Source organism: Geomonas sp., assembly GCF_056994735.1.
In genome coordinates this window covers 1-2,829 of sequence record NZ_JBXKJL010000171.1, presented here as the reverse complement: position 1 = coordinate 2,829, position 2,829 = coordinate 1, and the positions used below count along the sequence as shown (strand labels likewise).

The window sequence follows — 2,829 nt, the reverse complement described above, 5'->3', positions numbered from 1 at the left end:
AGGCCCGCAAGCACGGCCTCTTCCTGCGCCCGCTGGGGAACATCATCGTGGTTTTCCCGCCGCTGGCCATCTCCATGGAGGAGCTCGCCATCCTGATGGACGGCATCGAGGCCTCCATCGGCACCGTCACCGGCTAGCCCCGCCCCCCTCAGATCCCAATTAGCACTGGATTCCTCAGCCTTCTTCCATTAGAATACCTAGTTTACCGGTAGCGCCGCCAGCCTCGGCTGGCGGCGACTTCCTCGTTGCGACGCTCTTGCGCATTGGCAGGGTCATCGCCGGGGCACCGCCCCTCGCCCCTACCCTCTCCCGCTTGCGCGCCGAAGCGCTCCAGCGTGCAGGCCCGGAGGGCGTGGGAGAAATCCCCTCCTGCCCCCCTTTGTCAAAAGAGGAGCCGGTAGTGGATGCAGACCAGGGTCGAGGGTTTGAAGTCCCCCTTTGAAAAAGGGGGATTCGAAAAGCCAGAAAAGGAGCACCACCTTATGGAACTTATTGACAGCCACTCCCATGTCTACGGGAAAGAATTCGCCCAGGATCTCGCTGAAGTGCTGGAACGGGCCAAGGATGCCGGCGTCGGGACCATCGTGGCGGTCGGCGCTGACCTCGAATCGAGCCGTCAGGCACTGGAGCTGGCGGAGGCTCACCAGCACATCTACTGCTCGGTCGGCATCCATCCTCACGATGCGGAACGGGTGACGGAGAAGTGCTACCAGACGGTGAGGGAAATGGCGCTGGGAAGCAGCAAGGTCGTTGCCATCGGCGAGGTCGGCCTCGACTTCTACCGCGACCGCTCGCCGCGGGACGCCCAGGAAGAGGTCTTCCGGCGCTTCATCCGCCTGGCACGAGAACTGTCGCTGCCGCTCATCATCCATGACCGCGACGCCCATGACAGGATCATGGCCATCCTCAGGGAGGAAAAGGCCTCCGAAGTCGGAGGGGTGCTGCACTGCTTCTCCGGCGACATGGAGATGGCCCGTGAGTGCATCGAGATGGGTTTCATGATTTCTATCCCCGGAACGGTGACCTATCCTTCCAATGAGGCACTGAGGGATGTGGTGCGCGGGGTGAAGATCGAGCACCTGCTGGTGGAGACCGATTGCCCTTACCTGACTCCGGTCCCGCACCGCGGCAAACGCAATGAGCCTGCCTTCGTGAGATTCGCCGCCGAGCGCGTCGCCGAGGTCAAGGGCCTTTCAGCCGAGGACGTCGGGCGGATTACCTCCCGCAACACCCGCAAGATCTTCGGGATCCCCCAGCCCAAGGAGCATGCGACCATAGGCTACATGATCAGGGACTCGTTGTACCTGAACGTCACCAATCGCTGCTCGAACCGCTGTACCTTCTGTCCGAAATTCGATGACTTCATCGTGAAAGGGCATGAGCTGCGCCTTTCCCACGAACCCGATGCAGCTGAAGTCATCGCAGCCATCGACTCCTACGCCGACTTCTCGGAGGTTGTTTTCTGCGGATACGGAGAGCCGCTCATCCGCCTGGACCTGGTGAAGGAGGTTGCAGCCAAACTCAAGCGCCGGGGTCTGAAGGTCAGGATCAACACCGACGGGCAGGCGAACCTGGTACACGGCAGGAACATACTCCCCGAACTGGCAGGCCTGGTCGATGTGGTTTCGGTGAGCCTCAACGCGGCTGACGCGGAAAGCTACCAGAGGCTCTGCAACACCCCTTTCGGCGCCGCCGGTTTCCAGGGCGTCTGCGACTTTCTCCGTGAGGCCAAGCATCACATCCCGCATGTGGTGGCAAGCGCGGTGACTGTCCCGGGGCTGGATGTGCAGAAGGTGAGAGAACTAGCCTCCTCTCTGGGGGTCGACTTCCGCGAGAGGGAATACGCGGAAGTAGGATAGCCAGGACCAAAAATAGAACTGATTGGCGCTAATCTTCCGCTATGAGATTGTCATCCCCGAATGCCTTTATCGGGGATCCAGATTTCACGTCCTTAGGAGCTTGATTCCCGATCAGAATCGCTTCGGGAATGACAGTTTTGGAAGCTGGCGGAAGATTGGCTAATCGGGAAAATAGATGTCACGAAGGGGCCGGAAACGGCCCCTTTTTTTGTCGCAGTCTCCCGGGGCTTCCCATGACATCGCACCTGACAATGGTATCATTAAGCTGGCGGCCATCCCCGCAAGACACTTTCTCCAGCTCGGCTCAAGGTGGTAATACCCACCCGGTGCCGCTGCGGGAGCTGGACAAGCCGCCACGAGATGTGATCCCCGCCGCCGTTTGGTCATCCATGCCGTTTCCCCAGGAGGGATTCCATGGGCAACAGGAAGATCCTGGCGTTTGCCGCTTTGGCAGTAGTTGCTGTTCTCTCCCTGATCGTACTTGCACTCCCTCCGCTTCTGAAGCACCTGGCGATCAAGAAGATCGACGAGACGACCGGCCGAAAGTGCCAGATCGCCAACGTCGCCCTGAACCCCTTCAAGCTGACCGCGGAGCTGTCGGGAGTGAGGCTCTCCGAGCGAGGAAGCAGCGCGGCTTTCTTCTCCCTCAGTTCCGCCAGGCTCGCGCTGAGTCCCCTTTCGCTGCCGAAACGATCCTTCATCATCAACCAACTCCACGTCGTTTCCCCATATCTGCACGTGGTCAGGGATGCGCCTAATCACTACAATTTCTCCGATCTCGTCACCCCAAAAAAAGGGGAGAAGAAGGAGGGGACTCCCCTTTTCTCCATCAACAACATCATTATCGAACGAGGCAGCGTCGACTTCCAGGACAAGGCACTGAGGGCGGAGAGGTACCACCAGGTGAGGGGTATGGAGATCTCCATCCCCTTCGTGACCAACATGCCCTACCTGGCAAACCGCTACGTAA

2 protein-coding genes are annotated in these 2,829 nt (G+C 59.8%); both read left to right on the top strand.

Features of this window, described 5'->3' with window-relative positions; all coding sequences use genetic code 11:
• The first annotated feature begins 482 nt into the window (after positions 1–482).
• Complete coding sequence (locus AC11W3_RS07970) at positions 483–1,859, top strand: TatD family hydrolase (protein ID WP_484092777.1); 1,377 nt, start codon at positions 483–485, stop codon at positions 1,857–1,859.
• A gap of 414 nt (positions 1,860–2,273) precedes the next feature.
• Positions 2,274–2,829: DUF748 domain-containing protein (locus AC11W3_RS07965; RefSeq protein ID WP_484092776.1), on the top strand; the 556-nt coding region annotated here is incomplete at its 3' end.